The 17,968-nt window shown below is 55.7% G+C and carries 28 protein-coding genes and 1 pseudogene; 28 read left to right on the top strand and 1 reads right to left on the bottom strand.

Going from position 1 to position 17,968, the window contains the following annotated elements:
- The first annotated feature begins 8 nt into the window (after positions 1-8).
- From rplD to bfr, 28 genes and pseudogenes are all read left to right on the top strand, one after another.
- The gene (gene rplD, locus AABM54_RS23320; RefSeq protein ID WP_071553150.1) at positions 9-611 is read left to right on the top strand and encodes a 50S ribosomal protein L4; all 603 of its coding nucleotides are present in this window, start codon (positions 9-11) and stop codon (positions 609-611) included.
- Positions 608-907, top strand: a complete 300-nt coding sequence (gene rplW, locus AABM54_RS23315) for a 50S ribosomal protein L23 (RefSeq protein WP_002555488.1) — start codon at positions 608-610, stop codon at positions 905-907. The genes rplD and rplW overlap by 4 nt, the downstream gene beginning before the upstream one ends.
- 14 nt (positions 908-921) lie before the next feature.
- Positions 922-1,746, top strand: coding sequence for a 50S ribosomal protein L2 (gene rplB / locus AABM54_RS23310; RefSeq protein ID WP_003176423.1), 825 nt, complete (start codon positions 922-924; stop codon positions 1,744-1,746).
- 16 nt (positions 1,747-1,762) lie between these two features.
- Positions 1,763-2,038, top strand: coding sequence for a 30S ribosomal protein S19 (gene rpsS / locus AABM54_RS23305; RefSeq protein ID WP_002555486.1), 276 nt, complete (start codon positions 1,763-1,765; stop codon positions 2,036-2,038).
- A 13-nt stretch (positions 2,039-2,051) separates the two neighbouring features.
- Complete coding sequence (gene rplV, locus AABM54_RS23300) at positions 2,052-2,384, top strand: 50S ribosomal protein L22 (RefSeq protein WP_003210077.1); 333 nt, start codon at positions 2,052-2,054, stop codon at positions 2,382-2,384.
- 13 nt (positions 2,385-2,397) lie between these two features.
- Positions 2,398-3,084: a 30S ribosomal protein S3 gene (rpsC, locus tag AABM54_RS23295; protein ID WP_003176422.1), complete on the top strand. Its 687-nt coding sequence runs from the start codon at positions 2,398-2,400 to the stop codon at positions 3,082-3,084.
- A gap of 12 nt (positions 3,085-3,096) precedes the next feature.
- Positions 3,097-3,510: a 50S ribosomal protein L16 gene (rplP, locus tag AABM54_RS23290; RefSeq protein WP_003186052.1), complete on the top strand. Its 414-nt coding sequence runs from the start codon at positions 3,097-3,099 to the stop codon at positions 3,508-3,510.
- Complete coding sequence (gene rpmC / locus AABM54_RS23285; protein WP_002555481.1) at positions 3,510-3,701, top strand: 50S ribosomal protein L29; 192 nt, start codon at positions 3,510-3,512, stop codon at positions 3,699-3,701. The genes rplP and rpmC overlap by 1 nt, the downstream gene beginning before the upstream one ends.
- 2 nt (positions 3,702-3,703) lie before the next feature.
- Positions 3,704-3,970, top strand: a complete 267-nt coding sequence (gene rpsQ / locus AABM54_RS23280) for a 30S ribosomal protein S17 (RefSeq protein ID WP_003176419.1) — start codon at positions 3,704-3,706, stop codon at positions 3,968-3,970.
- A gap of 23 nt (positions 3,971-3,993) precedes the next feature.
- A complete protein-coding gene (gene rplN / locus AABM54_RS23275; RefSeq protein WP_002555479.1) occupies positions 3,994-4,362 on the top strand; it encodes a 50S ribosomal protein L14 in 369 nt (122 codons plus the stop codon).
- A gap of 11 nt (positions 4,363-4,373) precedes the next feature.
- Positions 4,374-4,688 carry a 50S ribosomal protein L24 gene (rplX, locus tag AABM54_RS23270; protein ID WP_071553151.1) on the top strand — a complete coding sequence of 105 codons (315 nt, stop codon included), beginning with the start codon at positions 4,374-4,376 and terminating at the stop codon, positions 4,686-4,688.
- A gap of 20 nt (positions 4,689-4,708) precedes the next feature.
- Entirely contained in the window at positions 4,709-5,248 is a 540-nt protein-coding gene (gene rplE, locus AABM54_RS23265; protein WP_003210069.1) for a 50S ribosomal protein L5, read from the top strand.
- A 13-nt stretch (positions 5,249-5,261) separates the two neighbouring features.
- Entirely contained in the window at positions 5,262-5,567 is a 306-nt protein-coding gene (rpsN, locus tag AABM54_RS23260) for a 30S ribosomal protein S14 (RefSeq protein WP_003176414.1), read from the top strand.
- Between the two features lie 208 nt (positions 5,568-5,775).
- Positions 5,776-6,168 carry a 30S ribosomal protein S8 gene (gene rpsH / locus AABM54_RS23255; RefSeq protein WP_003186040.1) on the top strand — a complete coding sequence of 131 codons (393 nt, stop codon included), beginning with the start codon at positions 5,776-5,778 and terminating at the stop codon, positions 6,166-6,168.
- A gap of 12 nt (positions 6,169-6,180) precedes the next feature.
- Positions 6,181-6,714: a 50S ribosomal protein L6 gene (gene rplF, locus AABM54_RS23250; RefSeq protein ID WP_007896774.1), complete on the top strand. Its 534-nt coding sequence runs from the start codon at positions 6,181-6,183 to the stop codon at positions 6,712-6,714.
- 10 nt (positions 6,715-6,724) lie between these two features.
- The gene (rplR, locus tag AABM54_RS23245; RefSeq protein WP_003186037.1) at positions 6,725-7,075 is read left to right on the top strand and encodes a 50S ribosomal protein L18; all 351 of its coding nucleotides are present in this window, start codon (positions 6,725-6,727) and stop codon (positions 7,073-7,075) included.
- 3 nt (positions 7,076-7,078) lie between these two features.
- On the top strand, positions 7,079-7,579 hold the full coding sequence (rpsE, locus tag AABM54_RS23240) for a 30S ribosomal protein S5 (RefSeq protein WP_003186035.1): 501 nt from the start codon (positions 7,079-7,081) through the stop codon (positions 7,577-7,579).
- A gap of 2 nt (positions 7,580-7,581) precedes the next feature.
- A complete protein-coding gene (gene rpmD, locus AABM54_RS23235; RefSeq protein WP_003186033.1) occupies positions 7,582-7,758 on the top strand; it encodes a 50S ribosomal protein L30 in 177 nt (58 codons plus the stop codon).
- A gap of 3 nt (positions 7,759-7,761) precedes the next feature.
- Positions 7,762-8,199: a 50S ribosomal protein L15 gene (gene rplO / locus AABM54_RS23230; RefSeq protein ID WP_007896782.1), complete on the top strand. Its 438-nt coding sequence runs from the start codon at positions 7,762-7,764 to the stop codon at positions 8,197-8,199.
- Positions 8,200-9,528 carry a preprotein translocase subunit SecY gene (secY, locus tag AABM54_RS23225; RefSeq protein WP_003228718.1) on the top strand — a complete coding sequence of 443 codons (1,329 nt, stop codon included), beginning with the start codon at positions 8,200-8,202 and terminating at the stop codon, positions 9,526-9,528.
- 24 nt (positions 9,529-9,552) lie between these two features.
- A complete protein-coding gene (rpmJ, locus tag AABM54_RS23220; RefSeq protein WP_002555468.1) occupies positions 9,553-9,669 on the top strand; it encodes a 50S ribosomal protein L36 in 117 nt (38 codons plus the stop codon).
- Between the two features lie 130 nt (positions 9,670-9,799).
- Positions 9,800-10,156 (top strand): 30S ribosomal protein S13, encoded by a 357-nt coding sequence (gene rpsM, locus AABM54_RS23215; RefSeq protein ID WP_003186020.1) that lies wholly within the window; start codon positions 9,800-9,802, stop codon positions 10,154-10,156.
- Between the two features lie 30 nt (positions 10,157-10,186).
- The gene (gene rpsK, locus AABM54_RS23210) at positions 10,187-10,576 is read left to right on the top strand and encodes a 30S ribosomal protein S11 (protein WP_002555466.1); all 390 of its coding nucleotides are present in this window, start codon (positions 10,187-10,189) and stop codon (positions 10,574-10,576) included.
- An 18-nt stretch (positions 10,577-10,594) separates the two neighbouring features.
- Positions 10,595-11,215, top strand: coding sequence for a 30S ribosomal protein S4 (rpsD, locus tag AABM54_RS23205; RefSeq protein ID WP_003176404.1), 621 nt, complete (start codon positions 10,595-10,597; stop codon positions 11,213-11,215).
- A 22-nt stretch (positions 11,216-11,237) separates the two neighbouring features.
- Complete coding sequence (rpoA, locus tag AABM54_RS23200; RefSeq protein WP_003176403.1) at positions 11,238-12,239, top strand: DNA-directed RNA polymerase subunit alpha; 1,002 nt, start codon at positions 11,238-11,240, stop codon at positions 12,237-12,239.
- A gap of 42 nt (positions 12,240-12,281) precedes the next feature.
- Positions 12,282-12,668, top strand: coding sequence for a 50S ribosomal protein L17 (rplQ, locus tag AABM54_RS23195; RefSeq protein ID WP_003210053.1), 387 nt, complete (start codon positions 12,282-12,284; stop codon positions 12,666-12,668).
- Positions 12,669-12,896: 228 nt separating this feature from the next.
- Positions 12,897-14,346: pseudogene (locus tag AABM54_RS23190) on the top strand (catalase).
- A 155-nt stretch (positions 14,347-14,501) separates the two neighbouring features.
- Complete coding sequence (bfr, locus tag AABM54_RS23185; RefSeq protein ID WP_347902282.1) at positions 14,502-14,966, top strand: bacterioferritin; 465 nt, start codon at positions 14,502-14,504, stop codon at positions 14,964-14,966.
- A gap of 96 nt (positions 14,967-15,062) precedes the next feature.
- On the opposite strand, the gene uvrA is transcribed toward bfr, so the two are convergent.
- Positions 15,063-17,897, bottom strand: coding sequence for an excinuclease ABC subunit UvrA (gene uvrA, locus AABM54_RS23180; protein WP_347902281.1), 2,835 nt, complete (start codon positions 17,895-17,897; stop codon positions 15,063-15,065).
- Between the last annotated feature and the right edge of the window lie 71 nt (positions 17,898-17,968).

Raw genomic sequence — 17,968 nt, 5'->3', positions numbered from 1 at the left:
AAGCTGACATGCAATTAAATGTAAATGACGCTCAAGCGATCGAAGTTTCCGAACTGACATTTGGCGGCGAATTCAACGAGACGCTGGTTCACCAAGCAGTCGTGGCCTACATGGCCGGCGGCCGTCAAGGTAGCAAGCAGCAAAAGACCCGTTCCGATGTTCGTGGTGGCGGTAAACGCCCATGGCGTCAGAAAGGTACTGGCCGTGCTCGTGCCGGTACTATCCGTAGCCCAATCTGGCGCGGCGGCGGTACCACTTTTGCAGCTCGTCCTCAGGATCACTCCCAAAAGCTGAACAAGAAGATGTATCGCGCAGCAATGCGTTCCATCCTTGCTGAGCTGGTGCGTACTGATCGTCTGGTCGTGGTTCAGGACTTCGCTGTTGATGCACCGAAGACCAAAGATCTGCTGAACAAACTGACCGGCATGGGCCTGACTGACGTCTTGATCGTGTCTGAAGTGGTTGATCAGAACCTGTACCTGGCTGCTCGTAACCTGCCACACGTTGATGTACGTGACGTGCAAGGTTCCGATCCAGTTAGTCTGATCGCATACGACAAGGTGTTGATCACCGTGTCGGCCGTGAAGAAATTCGAGGAGCTGCTGGGATGAACCAGGAACGCGTATTTAAAGTTCTGCTTGGCCCGCACGTTTCCGAGAAGGCTACGGTTCTGGCTGACAAGAAAGGCCAGTTCGTTTTCAAGGTTGCAACTGACGCAACCAAGCTGGAAATCAAGAAGGCCGTCGAAAGCCTGTTCAGCGTGAAAGTAGAGCGTGTTACTACCCTGAATGTTCTGGGTAAGAGCAAGCGCACTGCTCGCGGTCTGGGCAAGCGTAATGACTGGAAGAAGGCAGTTATCTCCCTTCAGCCAGGCCAAGATCTCGATTTCAGCAGCAGTGCTGAGTAAGGAAGGGGTGCATCATGGCAATCGTTAAATGCAAACCGACTTCCCCTGGCCGCCGTTTTGTGGTCAAGGTGGTCAACCAGGAGCTGCATAAAGGCGCTCCTCACGCACCGCTGCTCGAGAAAAAATCGAAGACTGGTGGTCGTAACAACAATGGTCGTATTACCACTCGTCACATCGGTGGTGGCCATAAGCAGCATTATCGTCTGGTCGATTTCCGTCGCAACGACAAAGATGGCATCTCTGCCACTGTCGAGCGTATCGAATACGATCCAAACCGTACTGCTCACATCGCTCTGCTGCTGTACGCAGATGGCGAGCGTCGCTACATCATCGCCCCTAAAGGCGTGAGCGCTGGCGACCAGCTGATCGCAGGTGCTCTGGCACCGATCAAGCCGGGCAACGCTCTGCAACTGCGTAACATTCCAGTTGGTAGCACCGTACACGGCATCGAATTGAAGCCAGGTAAAGGCGCGCAAATCGCTCGTTCCGCTGGTGCTTCGGCTCAGCTGATCGCTCGTGAAGGTGTCTACGTGACCCTGCGTCTGCGTTCTGGTGAGATGCGTAAAGTGCTGGCTGAATGCCGCGCGACCCTGGGCGAGGTCTCGAACTCCGAGCACAGCCTGCGTTCGCTGGGTAAAGCTGGTGCCAAACGCTGGCGTGGCGTTCGCCCAACCGTTCGTGGTGTTGCCATGAACCCGGTTGACCACCCACATGGTGGTGGTGAAGGTCGTACCTCTGGTGGTCGTCATCCGGTATCGCCATGGGGCTTCCCGACTAAGGGCGCGAAGACTCGTGGTAATAAGCGTACCGACAAAATGATCGTCCGTCGTCGCAAGTAAATAGAGGGATACGACAGTGCCACGTTCTCTGAAAAAAGGTCCTTTTATTGATCTTCACCTACTGAAGAAGATCGAAGTGGCGGCGGAAAAGAACGATCGCAAACCAGTTAAGACCTGGTCGCGCCGTTCCATGATCCTGCCACAGATGGTCGGTCTGACCATCGCTGTACATAACGGTCGTCAGCACGTCCCAGTTCTTGTGAACGAAGACATGGTCGGCCACAAACTGGGCGAGTTTGCCGGTACCCGCACATATCGTGGGCACGTGGCAGACAAGAAAGCCAAGCGTTAAGGGGTAAGGAACGATGGAAGTAGCCGCTAAGTTGTCGGGCGCTCGAATCTCCGCCCAGAAAGCCCGCTTGGTCGCCGACCAGATCCGCGGGAAGAAGGTGGGCGAAGCGCTCAACCTGTTGGCTTTCAGCAGTAAGAAAGCCGCCGAGATCATCAAGAAAGTGCTGGAGTCGGCCGTAGCCAACGCCGAGCATAACGAAGGCGCAGACGTTGATGACCTGAAGGTCAGCACCGTTTTCGTCAACGAAGGGCGTTCGCTGAAGCGCATCATGCCACGTGCCAAAGGCCGTGCTGATCGCATCGTCAAGCGGTCTTGCCATATCACTGTCAAGGTTGCTGACAAGTAACGGAGTCGAAGAGATGGGTCAGAAAGTACATCCCATTGGCATTCGCCTGGGAATCGTCAAGGAGCACACCTCCGTCTGGTACGCAGACGGTCGGACTTATGCGGACTATTTGTTCGCTGATCTGAAGGTGCGTGAGTATCTCCAAGACAAACTAAAAAGCGCGTCCGTAAGCCGTATCGATATCCATCGTCCGGCCCAAACTGCACGTATCACCATCCACACCGCTCGTCCAGGTATCGTTATCGGGAAGAAAGGTGAAGATGTTGAGAAACTGCGCCAGGACCTGACCAAGCAAATGGGTGTGCCTGTGCACATCAATATCGAAGAGATCCGCAAGCCGGAGCTCGACGGTATGCTGGTTGCGCAGAGCGTAGCTCAGCAGCTGGAGCGTCGCGTAATGTTCCGTCGCGCTATGAAGCGCGCAGTACAGAACGCCATGCGCATTGGTGCCAAAGGCATCAAAATCCAAGTGAGCGGTCGTCTCGGCGGTGCTGAAATCGCACGTACTGAATGGTATCGCGAAGGTCGTGTGCCACTGCACACCCTGCGTGCCGACATCGACTATGCCAACTACGAAGCTCACACCACTTACGGTGTGATCGGTGTAAAGGTTTGGATCTTCAAAGGCGAAGTAATTGGTGGTCGCCAAGAAGAGCTGAAGCCACAAGCACCAGCGCCTCGTAAAAAAGCTGCTAAGTAAGGGGTACGCCAAATGTTGCAACCAAAGCGTACGAAGTTCCGCAAGCAAATGACTGGCCACAACCGTGGCTTGGCATTGCGCGGTAGCAAAGTCAGCTTCGGCGAGTTCGCGCTGAAGTCTGTTGCTCGTGGTCGTCTCACCGCTCGTCAGATCGAGTCAGCGCGTCGTGCTCTGACCCGTCACGTAAAACGTGGCGGCAAGATCTGGATCCGTGTGTTCCCGGACAAGCCTGTCACCAAAAAGCCACTCGAAGTTCGGATGGGTAAAGGTAAGGGTAACGTGGAATACTGGGTTGCCCAGATTCAGCCAGGCAAAGTCCTGTATGAAATCGAGGGTGTTTCTGAAGAGCTGGCGCGTGAGGCTTTCGCCCTGGCTGCTGCAAAGCTGCCGCTCGCCACCTCCTTTGTTAAACGGACGGTGATGTGATGAAAGCGAATGAACTTCGTGAAAAATCAGCACAGCAGCTGAACGAGCAACTGCTCGGCCTGCTGCGCGACCAGTTCAATCTGCGTATGCAGAAAGCAACTGGCCAGTTGGGGCAGTCTCATCTGCTCTCGCAAGTTAAACGTGACATCGCTCGCGTGAAGACTGTGCTCAACCAGCAGGCAGGTAAGTAATCATGGCTGAAGCCGAAAAAACTGTCCGTACGCTGACTGGCCGTGTTGTCAGCGACAAGATGGACAAGACCATCACCGTTCTGATCGAGCGTCGCGTTAAGCACCCGATCTACGGTAAATACGTTAAGCGTTCGACTAAGCTGCACGCGCACGACGAAACCAATCAGTGCCACATCGGCGACAAAGTCACTATTCGTGAAACTCGTCCGCTGGCCAAGACCAAGTCTTGGGCACTGGTTGATGTTCTCGAACGCGCTGTGGAAGTCTAAGGACTAGGGGTCGGAGAAATTATATGATTCAGACTCAATCCATGCTCGATGTGGCCGATAACAGCGGCGCTCGCCGTGTTATGTGCATCAAGGTGCTGGGTGGCTCCCATCGTCGTTACGCTGGTATCGGTGACATCATCAAGGTTACCGTCAAGGAAGCAATTCCTCGCGGTAAAGTGAAAAAAGGCCAAGTGATGACTGCTGTTGTAGTCCGCACTCGTCACGGCGTTCGCCGTGCTGATGGCTCGATTATCCGCTTTGATGGTAACGCTGCTGTTCTTCTGAACAACAAGCAAGAGCCAATCGGCACCCGTATCTTTGGGCCAGTGACCCGTGAACTTCGTACTGAGAAGTTCATGAAGATCGTCTCGCTCGCCCCAGAAGTGCTGTAAGGAGATCCGACATGCAAAAGATTCGTCGTGACGACGAGATCATCGTGATCGCCGGCAAAGACAAAGGTAAGCGCGGTAAGGTGCTTAAGGTTCTCGCTGATGACCGTCTGGTCATTGGTGGTCTGAACCTGGTTAAGCGTCATACCAAGCCAAACCCGATGTCGGGCGTACAAGGCGGTATCGTCGAAAAAGAAGCGCCACTGCACGCTTCCAACGTCGCCATTTTCAACGGCGAAACCAACAAGGCTGACCGCGTTGGTTTCAAAGTAGAAGACGGCAAGAAAATTCGTGTCTTCAAGTCGACCCAAAAAGCGGTTGATGCTTGAACACTGCTAGGTAGAAGACCATGGCACGACTAAAAGAGATTTACCGGAAGGAAATCGCACCGAAACTTAAGGAAGAACTTAAGCTTTCGAACGTGATGGAAGTTCCGCGCGTTACCAAAATCACCCTGAACATGGGTCTGGGCGAAGCGATCGGTGACAAAAAAGTCATCGAGCACGCTGTTGCTGACCTGGAAAAGATCACCGGCCAGAAAGTCGTTGTGACTTACGCTCGGAAATCCATCGCTGGCTTTAAAGTCCGTGAAGGTTGGCCGATCGGCGTCAAAGTGACTCTGCGCCGTGAGCGTATGTACGAGTTCCTGGATCGTCTGCTGTCGATCTCCCTGCCTCGGGTTCGCGACTTCCGCGGCCTGAATGCCAAGTCCTTCGATGGTCGTGGTAACTACAGCATGGGCGTGAAAGAGCAGATCATCTTCCCGGAAATCGATTACGACAAGATCGATGCTCTCCGCGGTCTGGACATCACCCTGACCACCACTGCCAAGAACGATGATGAAGGCCGCGCATTGCTGCGTGCTTTCAAATTCCCGTTCCGCAACTGATTGGAGTAGGACCATGGCCAAGATGAGCATGAAAAACCGCGAGCTGAAGCGTCAGCTCACGGTTGCCAAGTACGCCAAAAAGCGTGCAGCACTGAAAGCTATCATCGTTGATCTGAACGCAAGTCCAGAAGCGCGTTGGGAAGCTACAGTAGCTCTGCAGAAGCAGCCACGTGACGCAAGCGCTTCGCGCATGCGTAACCGCTGCCGCCTGACTGGTCGTCCACACGGCGTTTACCGCAAGTTCGGCCTTGGCCGTAACAAACTGCGTGAAGCGGCAATGCGTGGTGACGTACCAGGTCTGGTTAAAGCCAGCTGGTAAGTACTGTCAAAGTCTCGATGTTCGGGGTCGCAAGATCCTGACCATCGGTGGCCTTGAATCTGAATCAAGCCCCTTTTGGGGCTTGATTCATTTCTGGGGTGTGTCTAGAATACCCGGCTCGCCTGAGCCCGTACTTTTTTCGTGCGGCGTTTCTCGGCCGAGGTAGTAGCCGTAAGGCTTATTTTTTTGTATTAGGAGCGTCTAGCCCATGAGTATGCAGGACCCGTTAGCGGACATGCTAACTCGAATCCGTAATGCCCAGATGGCTGAAAAGTCCGTCGTAAGCATGCCATCTTCCACGTTGAAGGTAGCTGTAGCCAAAGTCCTGAAGGACGAAGGTTACATCGCGGGTTATCAGATCAGCAGCGAAATCAAGCCACTGCTGTCCATCGAGCTGAAGTACTTCGAAGGCCGTCCGGTCATCGAGGAAGTGAAGCGCGTTAGCCGTCCAGGCCTGCGTCAGTACAAGTCCGTCGATGATCTGCCAAAAGTTCGTGGCGGTCTCGGTGTGTCTATCGTCTCCACCAACAAAGGTGTGATGACGGATCGTGCTGCGCGCGCTGCCGGTGTCGGCGGCGAAGTTCTTTGCACTGTGTTCTAAGGGGGGATAAGCATGTCTCGCGTCGCTAAGAACCCCGTTAAGCTGCCAGCCGGTGTCGAAGTCAAATTCGCAGGCCAACAGCTTTCGGTGAAGGGTGCCAAGGGCACTCTCGAACTGAACATCCATTCGTCCGTTGAGATCGTTGAAGAAGCTGGTGAGCTGCGTTTCGCTGCTCGCAATGGCGATCAACAAACTCGCGCAATGGCTGGTACCACTCGTGCGTTGGTTAACAACATGGTCCAAGGCGTAAGCCAAGGCTTCGAGCGCAAGCTCCAGCTGGTCGGTGTTGGTTACAAAGCGCAAGCAAAAGGCACAGTGCTGAACCTGGCTCTTGGCTTCTCGCACCCAGTGGATTATGAACTGCCGGAAGGCATCACCGCTGAGACTCCTAGCCAGACCGATATCCTGATCCGGGGTATCGATAAGCAGCTGGTAGGTCAAGTGGCCGCCGAGATCCGCGACTTCCGTCCACCAGAGCCGTACAAAGGCAAAGGTGTGCGCTACGCGGACGAAGTCGTCCGTCGTAAAGAAGCCAAGAAGAAGTAGGGCATAGCAAATGACCGACAAAAAAGTTACTCGACTGCGTCGCGCTCGCAAAGCACGCCTGAAAATGCACGAACTCGAAGTCGTGCGTCTCTGCGTGTTCCGCTCGTCGCAGCACATCTACGCCCAGGTCATTTCGGCCGACGGCAACAAAGTCCTGGCAAGTGCCTCGACTTTGGATAAAGAACTGCGTGATGGCGCCACTGGCAACATCGACGCGGCCACTAAGGTTGGCCAGCTGGTCGCTACGCGTGCTAAAGCCGCTGGCGTCTCGCAGGTGGCTTTCGACCGCTCTGGCTTCAAGTACCACGGTCGCGTCAAGGCGCTGGCTGATGCTGCTCGTGAAGCTGGGCTGGAGTTCTAAGTTATGTCAAATAACGACCAAAAGCGCGACGAAGGCTACATTGAGAAGCTGGTTCAAGTTAACCGCGTAGCCAAAACCGTTAAAGGCGGCCGTATCTTCACTTTCACCGCGTTGACCGTGGTAGGTGATGGTAAAGGGCGTGTTGGCTTCGGCCGTGGCAAGTCGCGTGAAGTGCCTGCTGCGATCCAGAAGGCAATGGAAGCTGCTCGTCGCAACATGATCCAAGTTGATCTGAACGGCACCACTCTGCAGTACGCAATGAAGTCCGCTCATGGCGCTTCGAAGGTGTACATGCAGCCTGCTTCTGAAGGTACCGGTATCATCGCTGGCGGCGCTATGCGTGCTGTCCTCGAGGTTGCTGGCGTTCAGAACGTTCTGGCCAAGTGCTACGGCTCGACTAACCCGGTAAACGTGGTTCACGCCACTTTCAAAGGTTTGAAAGCTATGCAATCTCCTGAATCCATTGCCGCCAAGCGTGGCAAAAGCGTCAAGGAGATCTTCTGATCATGGCTACCGTTAAAGTTACGCTGATCAAAAGCATGACCGGCCGTATCCCTAACCACAAACTGTGCGTTAAGGGTCTGGGTCTGCGTCGCATCGGTCACACTGTAGAAGTACTTGATACTCCCGAGAATCGCGGGATGATCAACAAGGCTTACTACATGCTGCGTGTCGAGGGTTAATCGATGAAACTCAATGATCTGAGTCCAGCGCCGGGTTCCCGTCGCGAAAAGCATCGTCCGGGCCGTGGTATCGGTAGTGGTTTGGGCAAGACCGGTGGCCGTGGCCACAAAGGTCAGTCCTCCCGCTCCGGTGGCACTATTGCTCCAGGCTTTGAAGGCGGTCAACAGCCGCTGCATCGTCGCCTGCCGAAGTTCGGTTTCGTTTCCCTGAAGGCCATGGATCGCGCAGAAGTGCGTTTGTCCGAACTGGCTAAAGTGGAAGGCGACATCGTCACCGTGCAGTCCCTGAAAGATGCCAACGTGATCAACGTCAACGTACAGCGTGTGAAAATCATGCTGTCCGGCGAAGTTACTCGCGCTGTCACCATCGGAAAGGGAATCGGCGCCACCAAAGGTGCGCGTGCGGCTATCGAAGCAGCTGGCGGCAAGTTCGAGGAATAAATGGCTAAGCAAGGTGCTCTCTCTGCGCTCGGCAAAGGCGGTATGTCTGAACTCTGGGCTCGTCTGCGTTTTCTGTTCCTGGCGATTATCGTCTACCGAATAGGCGCACACATCCCGGTTCCAGGTATCAACCCGGACCGACTCGCGGACCTGTTTCGACAGAATGAGGGGACCATTCTTAGCTTGTTCAACATGTTTTCCGGCGGCGCGCTGGAACGGATGAGCATCTTTGCACTGGGGATCATGCCGTACATTTCGGCATCGATCATCATGCAGCTGATGACAGCCGTCAGCCCGCAGCTGGAGCAGTTGAAGAAGGAAGGTGAAGCTGGCCGTCGCAAGATCAGCCAGTACACCCGCTACGGCACTGTCGTTCTCGCTCTCGTTCAGGCTATTGGCATGTCCATTGGCCTGGCGGGGCAGGGCGTTGCGTTCACTGGTGACTTTGGCTTCCATTTCGTCGCGGTATCCACTTTTGTGGCTGGTGCGATGTTCATGATGTGGCTGGGTGAGCAGATTACTGAGCGTGGTGTTGGCAACGGTATCTCGATGTTGATTTTTTCGGGTATCGTCGCCGGTCTTCCGAGAGCAATCGGGCAGTCTTTCGAGTCTGCGCGTCAGGGTGATATCAACATCTTCGCCCTGGTTGCCATCGGTTTGCTGGCAGTAGCGATTATCGGTTTCGTGGTGTTCATTGAGCGTGGTCAGCGTCGTATTGCTGTTCACTACGCCAAGCGTCAGCAGGGCCGCAAGGTGTTTGCTGCGCAGACTAGCCACTTGCCGCTGAAAGTGAACATGGCCGGTGTTATTCCGGCTATTTTCGCGAGCAGCATTTTGCTGTTCCCGGCTTCGTTGGGTGCCTGGTTCGGCCAGTCTGAAGGTATGGGCTGGTTGCAGGACATCTCACAGTCGATCGCTCCTGGTCAGCCGTTGAATATTCTGCTGTTTAGTGCAGGGATTATTTTCTTCTGCTTCTTCTATACGGCGTTGATGTTCAATCCGAAAGACGTAGCGGAAAACCTGAAGAAGTCCGGTGCCTTTATTCCGGGTATCCGTCCAGGTGAGCAGTCTGCGCGCTATATTGATGGCGTTCTGACCCGCTTGACCATGTTCGGTGCTCTTTATATGACGGCCGTGTGCTTGTTGCCCCAGTTCCTGGTGGTTGCGGCAAACGTTCCGTTCTACCTTGGCGGGACCTCGTTGCTGATCGTCGTCGTGGTTGTGATGGACTTCATGTCCCAAGTACAATCGCACCTCGTTTCGCACCAGTACGAATCCCTGATGAAGAAAGCCAACCTGAAGGGTTACGGCAGCGGCATGCTGCGCTGACCCATAAGGTTCGAGGAGTTGGTGATGAAAGTTCGTGCATCGGTGAAAAAGCTGTGCCGTAACTGCAAGATTATTCGCCGCGAAGGTGTTGTTCGAGTAATTTGCAGCGCGGAACCGCGTCACAAACAGCGCCAAGGCTGAGTGTGATTGTGCTTCAAGCCCAGCAGCTAGTGCGCTGCTGGGTTGATTATTTGTTATTACAGCGATATTATCTCGCGCCCTATTTCTTGGCTTCCGGGGCGTAGGTAGCTGTCAATTGGAGTCCCACTGAATGGCCCGTATTGCAGGCGTTAACATTCCAGATAACAAGCATACTGTTATCTCGCTGACCTACATCTATGGTGTTGGTCGCACTACTGCGCAGAAGATCTGTGCAGTGACTGGGGTAAACCCAGCAGCAAAGATCAAAGATCTGAGCGACGAGCAAATTGAACAGCTGCGTGGCGAAGTGGCGAAGTTCACCACTGAAGGTGATCTGCGTCGCGAAATCAACATGAAAATCAAGCGCTTGATGGACCTCGGTTGCTATCGCGGTCTGCGTCATCGTCGTGGTCTGCCAGTACGCGGTCAGCGTACCAAGACCAACGCGCGTACCCGTAAAGGTCCGCGTAAGCCGATCCGCAAGTAATCGCCCCAGCGAATCGACAGGAATTTAATCATGGCAAAACCTGCTGCTCGTCCTCGTAAAAAAGTCAAAAAGACAGTGGTTGATGGCATCGCCCACATCCACGCGTCTTTTAACAACACTATCGTGACCATCACCGACCGTCAGGGTAACGCTCTTTCTTGGGCTACCTCCGGTGGTTCGGGTTTCCGCGGTTCTCGCAAGTCCACCCCGTTCGCTGCTCAAGTAGCTGCTGAACGTGCTGGTCAAGCTGCGCTGGAATACGGCCTGAAAAACCTCGACGTTAACGTCAAGGGTCCAGGTCCAGGTCGTGAATCCGCAGTCCGCGCTTTGAACGGCTGTGGCTACAAGATCGCCAGCATCACCGACGTGACGCCAATCCCGCACAACGGGTGCCGTCCGCCGAAGAAGCGCCGCGTGTAATCCAGGAGATTGTAAAGAATGGCTCGTTACATTGGTCCAAAATGCAAACTCGCTCGTCGCGAAGGCACCGATCTCTTCCTGAAGAGCGGCGTGCGCGCGATCGAATCGAAGTGCAACATTGAAGCAGCACCTGGTATCCACGGCCAACGCCGCGGTCGCCAGTCCGACTACGGCACCCAACTGCGTGAAAAGCAGAAGGTCCGTCGTATCTACGGCGTTCTCGAGCGTCAATTCAGCGGCTACTACAAAGAAGCTGCTGGCAAGAAAGGCGCAACTGGCGAAAACCTGTTGCAACTGCTCGAATGCCGTCTGGACAACGTTGTATACCGTATGGGCTTTGGTTCGACTCGTGCCGAATCCCGTCAGCTGGTATCGCACAAGTCGATCAGCGTAAACGGTCAGACCGTTAACGTTCCGTCCTACCAGGTTCGTGCTGGTGACGTGGTTGCTGTTCGCGAGAAAGCAAAGAACCAACTTCGCATTGTCCAAGCTCTCGATCTGTGTGCCCAACGTGGCCGCGTAGAATGGGTAGAAGTAGACACTGAGAAGAAGTCGGGCGTTTTCAAGAACGTTCCTGCTCGCAGTGATCTGTCCGCCGACATCAACGAAAGCCTGATTGTCGAGCTCTACTCCAAGTAAGGGCTAGAAAATAGGTGCATCCATGCAGATTTCGGTAAATGAGTTCCTGACACCCCGCCATATTGATGTGCAGGTTGTCAGTCCAACCCGCGCCAAGATCACTCTCGAGCCTCTCGAGCGTGGTTTTGGCCACACCCTGGGCAACGCGCTGCGCCGCATCCTGTTGTCCTCAATGCCCGGCTGTGCAGTAGTCGAGGCCGAGATTGACGGTGTGCTCCACGAGTACAGCGCCATCGAAGGTGTACAGGAAGACGTAATTGAAATCCTGTTGAACCTTAAAGGTCTGGCTATCAAGCTGCACGGCCGTGACGAAGTTACGCTGACCTTGTCGAAGAAGGGTTCGGGGGTGGTTACCGCTGCCGATATTCAGCTGGATCATGATGTCGAGATCGTTAATCCCGATCACGTAATCGCTAACCTGGCGTCTAACGGCGCCCTGAACATGAAGCTCACCGTAGCTCGTGGTCGTGGTTATGAACCGGCCGACTCGCGTCAGAGCGATGAAGACGAAAGCCGCAGCATTGGTCGCTTGCAGCTTGACTCTTCGTTCAGCCCGGTTCGCCGTATCGCATACGTGGTGGAAAACGCCCGTGTCGAGCAGCGTACTAACCTGGACAAGCTGGTTATTGATCTGGAAACCAACGGTACTCTGGATCCTGAAGAGGCTATCCGCCGTGCTGCAACCATTCTGCAACAGCAGTTGGCTGCGTTCGTCGACCTCAAGGGTGACAGCGAACCAGTGGTAATCGAGCAAGAAGACGAGATCGATCCGATCCTGCTTCGCCCGGTTGACGATCTGGAACTGACTGTACGTTCGGCTAACTGCCTTAAGGCGGAAAACATTTACTACATCGGCGACCTGATTCAGCGCACCGAAGTAGAACTGTTGAAGACTCCGAACCTTGGCAAGAAATCCTTGACCGAAATCAAGGACGTTCTGGCCTCCCGCGGTCTGTCCCTCGGCATGCGCCTCGACAACTGGCCGCCTGCAAGTCTTAAGAAGGACGACAAGGCGACTGCCTGATCGTCGTAATCACCGAACGTTGTGTTTGGTAAGGAATGAACCATGCGTCATCGTAAAAGTGGTCGTCACCTGAGCCGCACCAGCTCGCACCGCAAGGCCATGTTTCAAAACATGGCGGTGTCGCTGTTCGAGCACGAGCTGATCAAAACTACACTGCCGAAAGCCAAAGAACTGCGCCGCGTTGCTGAGCCGCTGATCACTTTGGCCAAGACAGACAGCCTGGCTAACCGCCGTCTGGCTTTCGACCGTACTCGTTCGAAAGCTATCGTTGGTAAGCTCTTCAACGACCTGGGCAAGCGTTACGCTACCCGTGAGGGTGGCTACCTGCGCATCCTCAAGTGCGGTTTCCGCGCTGGTGACAACGCGCCTATGGCGTACGTTGAGCTGATCGATCGTCCAGTTGGCGGTGAAGCTGTATCCGCTGAGTAAGACGTCAGTCTGAAACGAAAAACCGGGCCTAGTGCCCGGTTTTTTGTGCGCGCTCGAAAAGTATGGGTGCACGGCTAGTCGATCCCCTTGCTATCTACAAGGTATGTTCGTTAGTTATTTTCTATTGATATTGATCAATTAATGAATTTGCTGGTGTCATGTTCGTGGTCAATACTTCCTTCCAGCCGATTAGCCGGCGGTGTCCAAGACTGAAGAGGAAGATTGAGCATGAGCCAGAATAAAACGCTGACGACCGCCAGTGGTGCGCCCGTCGCTGACAACCAGAACTCCCGTTCCGCCGGCCCTCGCGGCCCGCTGCTGCTCGATGATTTTCACCTGATCGAGAAGCTTGCCCATTTCAATCGTGAGAACATCCCTGAGCGCCGCGTTCACGCCAAGGGCTCGGGTGCTTACGGTACGTTCACCGTTACCCGTGACATCACTCAATACACCAGCGCCAAGCTGTTTGAATCGGTTGGCAAGCAAACCCCAACCTTCCTGCGTTTCTCCACCGTGGGTGGCGAGCGGGGTTCGGCTGACACCGAGCGCGATCCGCGTGGTTTTGCGCTGAAGTTTTACACCGAGGAAGGTAACTGGGACATCGTTGGCAATAACACGCCAGTGTTCTTCATCCGTGATCCGTTGAAGTTTCCGGACTTTATCCACACCCAAAAACGTCTGCCGCAAAGCAACCTGAAAAGCGCGCAGATGATGTGGGACTTCTGGTCGCATTCGCCTGAGGCGCTGCACCAGGTCACCATTCTGTTTTCCGACCGTGGCATTCCTGATGGCTACCGTCACATGCACGGCTTTGGTAGTCACACTTACAGCCTGATCAACGCCAAGGGTGAACGTCACTGGGTGAAGTGGCACTACAAGACCAAGCAAGGTATCAAGAACCTGGCGCCGGCAGACGCTGCGCGCTTGGCTGGTACTGATCCGGATTACGCTCAGCGCGATCTCTTTGGCGCAATCGAGCGCGGTGATTTCCCAAAATGGCGTGTGTGCATTCAGATCATGACCGAGGCCCCAGGCTGCGGCGCATTACGAGAACCCGTTCGACGTGACCAAGACCTGGTCGCAGAAAGAGTTCCCGCTGATCGAAGTCGGTGAACTTGAGCTGAACCGAAACCCGCAGAACTACTTCGCTGAAGTCGAGCAGGCGGCTTTTGGCCCAAGCAACATGGTTCCAGGCGTGGGTCTGTCGCCGGATCGCATGCTGCAGGGGCGCGTGTTTGCCTACGCCGACGCACATCGCTACCGTATAGGCACCAATCACCAGCAACTGCCGGTGAATGCGCCGCGCAGCCCGGTCAACAGCTACCAGCGCGACGGCTCCATGGCATTTGGCAGCAATGGTGGTGGTTCGCCGAACTACGAGCCCAACAGTTACGCTGATGCACCGAAACAAGCGCCGCAATTTGCGGAGCCTGCCCTGGCCCTTAGCGGTGCGGCCGATCGCTATGATCACCGCGAAGATACTGACTACTACAGCCACGCAGGGGCGCTGTTCCGCTTGATGAGCGACGATCAGAAGGCTCTGCTGATCAATAACATTGCCGGTGCAATGGCTGGAGTTTCGAGCGATGTGGTTCAGCGTCAATTGCAACATTTCTGCAAAGCCGACAAGGCTTATGGAGAAGGAATCGCAAAGGCGTTGGGTGTACAGCTTAACTAAGTCTAAACGATAAGCAGAACCGCCCTCATCTGGGCGGTTTTTGCGTTATTTAAACCACTTTTCTCAGAATATCTTCGCTTTTATCGCGCTATTTGAGTGACCAATCGGTCTGCTTGGTTCAAACTGCAGACTTTCAAGCAGGGAGATGTAGGGCGATGCAAGGTCACCCGGACGTAATCGATTACCTCAACACATTGCTCACGGGCGAACTGGCAGCGCGTGACCAATATTTCATCCACTCGCGGATGTACGAAGACTGGGGCTTTACCGAGCTCTACGAGCGCATCAATCACGAGATGGAAGAAGAGGCTGGGCACGCCGATGCGCTGATACGCCGGATCCTCATGCTCGAAGGTACGCCGCGCATGCGTCCAGACGATCTGGATATCGGCACCACGGTGCCTGACATGTTCGCTGCGGATTTGCGCCTGGAATACAAGGTTCGCGCTGCGCTCTGCAAGGGCATCGAGCTCTGCGAACTGCACAAGGATTACGTCAGCCGAGACATGCTGCGCATTCAACTGGCGGATACTGAAGAAGATCACACCTACTGGCTGGAGAAGCAGTTGGGTCTGATCAAGCTGATCGGTCTGGAAAACTACCTGCAATCGCAGTTCTGATACTGCCTTGTAGGAGCAAGCTTGCTCCTACAGAGGCAAGAAACAAAAAAGCCCCTGTCACCGATAAAGTGACAGGGGCTTTTTCATGGGGCTGATTTAAGCCCGGTCGCGCTCAAGCAACGGCTTGAGGTAGTAACCGGTGTGAGACTGCTTCATCTCGGCCACTTCTTCCGGCGTACCGACGGCAATGATCTGCCCGCCCTTGGAGCCGCCTTCCGGACCCAGGTCCACCAACCAGTCGGCAGTCTTGATCACGTCGAGGTTGTGTTCGATCACCACCACGGTGTTGCCGTGATCGCGCAGGCGATGCAGTACGTCGAGCAGTTGCTGGATATCCGCAAAGTGCAGGCCGGTGGTCGGCTCATCGAGGATGTACAGGGTTTTGCCGGTATCGCGCTTGGACAGCTCGCGGGACAGCTTCACCCGTTGCGCTTCGCCGCCAGACAGGGTGGTCGCCGATTGCCCGAGCTTGATGTACGACAGGCCGACATCCATCAAGGTCTGAAGCTTGCGCGCCAGCGCCGGAACCGGATCGAAGAACACTCGCGCCTCTTCGATGGTCATCTCCAGCGTCTCGTGGATGTTTTTGCCCTTGTACTTGATCTCCAGGGTTTCGCGGTTGTAGCGCTTGCTCTTGCAGACGTCGCACGGAACATAAATGTCCGGCAGGAAGTGCATTTCTACCTTGATCAAGCCGTCGCCCTGGCACGCTTCGCAGCGTCCGCCCTTCACGTTGAAGGAGAAGCGCCCCGGGCCGTAACCGCGCGAGCGGGATTCCGGCACGCCAGCAAACAGTTCACGGATAGGCGTGAACAATCCGGTGTAGGTTGCCGGGTTGGAGCGCGGTGTGCGGCCGATCGGGCTTTGGTCGATGTCGACCACTTTGTCCAGATGCTCAAGGCCCTTGATGCTGTCGTGGGCGGCGGCTTCAAGGGTGGTCGCACCATTCAGTGCAGTGGCGCTGAGCGGAAACAGGGTGTTGTTGATCAGCGTCGACTTGCCGGAGCCAGAGACGCCGGTCACGCAGGTCAGCAAGCCAATCGGAATGTCCAGATCGACATTGCGCAAGTTGTTGCCACGGGCGCCCTTGAGCGACAGCGACAGCTTCTTGTTGCGTGGCGTGCGCTTGGTCGGGACTTCGATTTTCACGCGGCCGGACAGGTACTTGCCGGTCAGTGAGTCCGGGTGAGCCATGACTTCGGCCGGTGTGCCTTCGGCGACGATGTGCCCGCCGTGCACGCCAGCGCCAGGGCCGATATCCACAACGTAGTCGGCCAGACGAATTGCATCTTCGTCGTGTTCGACCACGATCACCGTGTTACCGATGTCCCGCAGATGCTTGAGCGTCCCCAGCAGGCGGTCGTTGTCGCGCTGGTGCAAGCCAATCGACGGTTCGTCGAGGATGTACAACACGCCCACCAGGCCGGCGCCGATCTGGCTGGCCAGGCGAATACGTTGTGCTTCACCGCCAGACAGCGTGTCGGCACTGCGGTCCAGCGACAGGTAGTCGAGGCCGACGTTGACCAGGAACTGCAAGCGCTCGCGGATTTCCTTGAGAATCTTGTCGGCAATTTCGCCGCGTCGGCCGGTCAGCTTCAGCGTGCCGAAGTAGTCGCAGGCATCGCCAATCGGCAGGTTGGTGACAGCGGGCAGCGTTTTTTCGCCAACCCACACATGCCGCGCTTCACGGCGCAGGCGTGTGCCACGGCAGTCCGGGCATGGCTGGGTGCTGAGGAATTTGGCCAGCTCTTCGCGTACCGAGGCGGACTCGGTTTCGCGGTAGCGACGGTCCAGGTTCGGCACGATGCCTTCGAACGGGTGCGAGCGTTTGACGATGTCGCCGCGGTCGTTCAGGTATTTGAAGTCGACGTTCTGCGTGCCGCTGCCGTGCAGGATGACTTTCTGCTGGTCGGCCGGCAGTTGGTTGAACGGCACTTCCAGGCTGAAACCGTAATGGGCGGCCAGTGAGCCGAGCATCTGGAAGTAATAGACATTACGCCTGTCCCAGCCGCGTATTGCGCCTTCGGCCAGGGTCAGTTCGCCATTGACCAGCCGTTTGATGTCGAAGAACTGTTTGACCCCCAGCCCATCGCAGGTCGGGCATGCGCCCGCCGGGTTGTTGAAGGAGAACAGCTTGGGTTCCAGCTCGCTGATGGCATGGCCGCAGATCGGGCAGGCGAAGCGTGCGGAGAAGATCATTTCTTCGCCCGGCTCGTCGTCCATCGGCGCGACCAGCGCAATGCCATCTGCCAGTTTCAGCGCGGTCTCGAACGACTCGGCCAGGCGTTGTTGCAGGTCGGCGCGAACCTTGAAGCGGTCGACCACGACATCGATGGTATGTTTTTTCTGCTTGTCGAGCTTGGGCGCTTCGTCCAGCTCATAGAGCTTGCCGTTGATCCGGGCACGGACGAACCCTTGTGCGCGCAGCTCTTCGAAAACCGACAGGTGCTCGCCTTTGCGCTCGCGGATGACCGGCGCCAACAGCATCAGCTTGCTGCCCTCCGGTTCGGCGAGGACCAGGTCGACCATCTGGCTGACGGTCTGCGCTTCCAGCGGGATGTCGTGATCCGGGCAACGCGGAATACCCACGCGTGCATAAAGCAGGCGCAGGTAGTCGTAGATTTCGGTAATGGTGCCGACCGTCGAACGGGGGTTGTGCGAGGTGGATTTCTGTTCGATGGAGATGGCCGGCGACAGGCCTTCGATGGTGTCGACGTCGGGTTTTTCCATCATCGACAGGAACTGGCGGGCGTAGGCCGACAGGGATTCGACATAGCGTCGCTGGCCTTCGGCGTACAGCGTGTCGAACGCCAGGGAAGACTTGCCGGACCCGGACAAGCCGGTGATGACGATCAGTTTGTCCCGTGGCAGGGTCAGGTCGATGTTCTTCAGGTTGTGGGTTCGAGCCCCACGAATCAGGATCTTGTCCAAGGTGGCCTCGCTCGGCGGGCGTAAAGGCAGGAGTATAAAGCCAAATACTGGATGGATGCACACTATCAAAT

This window comes from Pseudomonas purpurea (assembly GCF_039908635.1).
GTDB lineage: Bacteria > Pseudomonadota > Gammaproteobacteria > Pseudomonadales > Pseudomonadaceae > Aquipseudomonas > Aquipseudomonas purpurea.
Note: the sequence above shows the minus strand (reverse complement) of the source record. Positions and strands in the feature narration are given on the sequence as shown.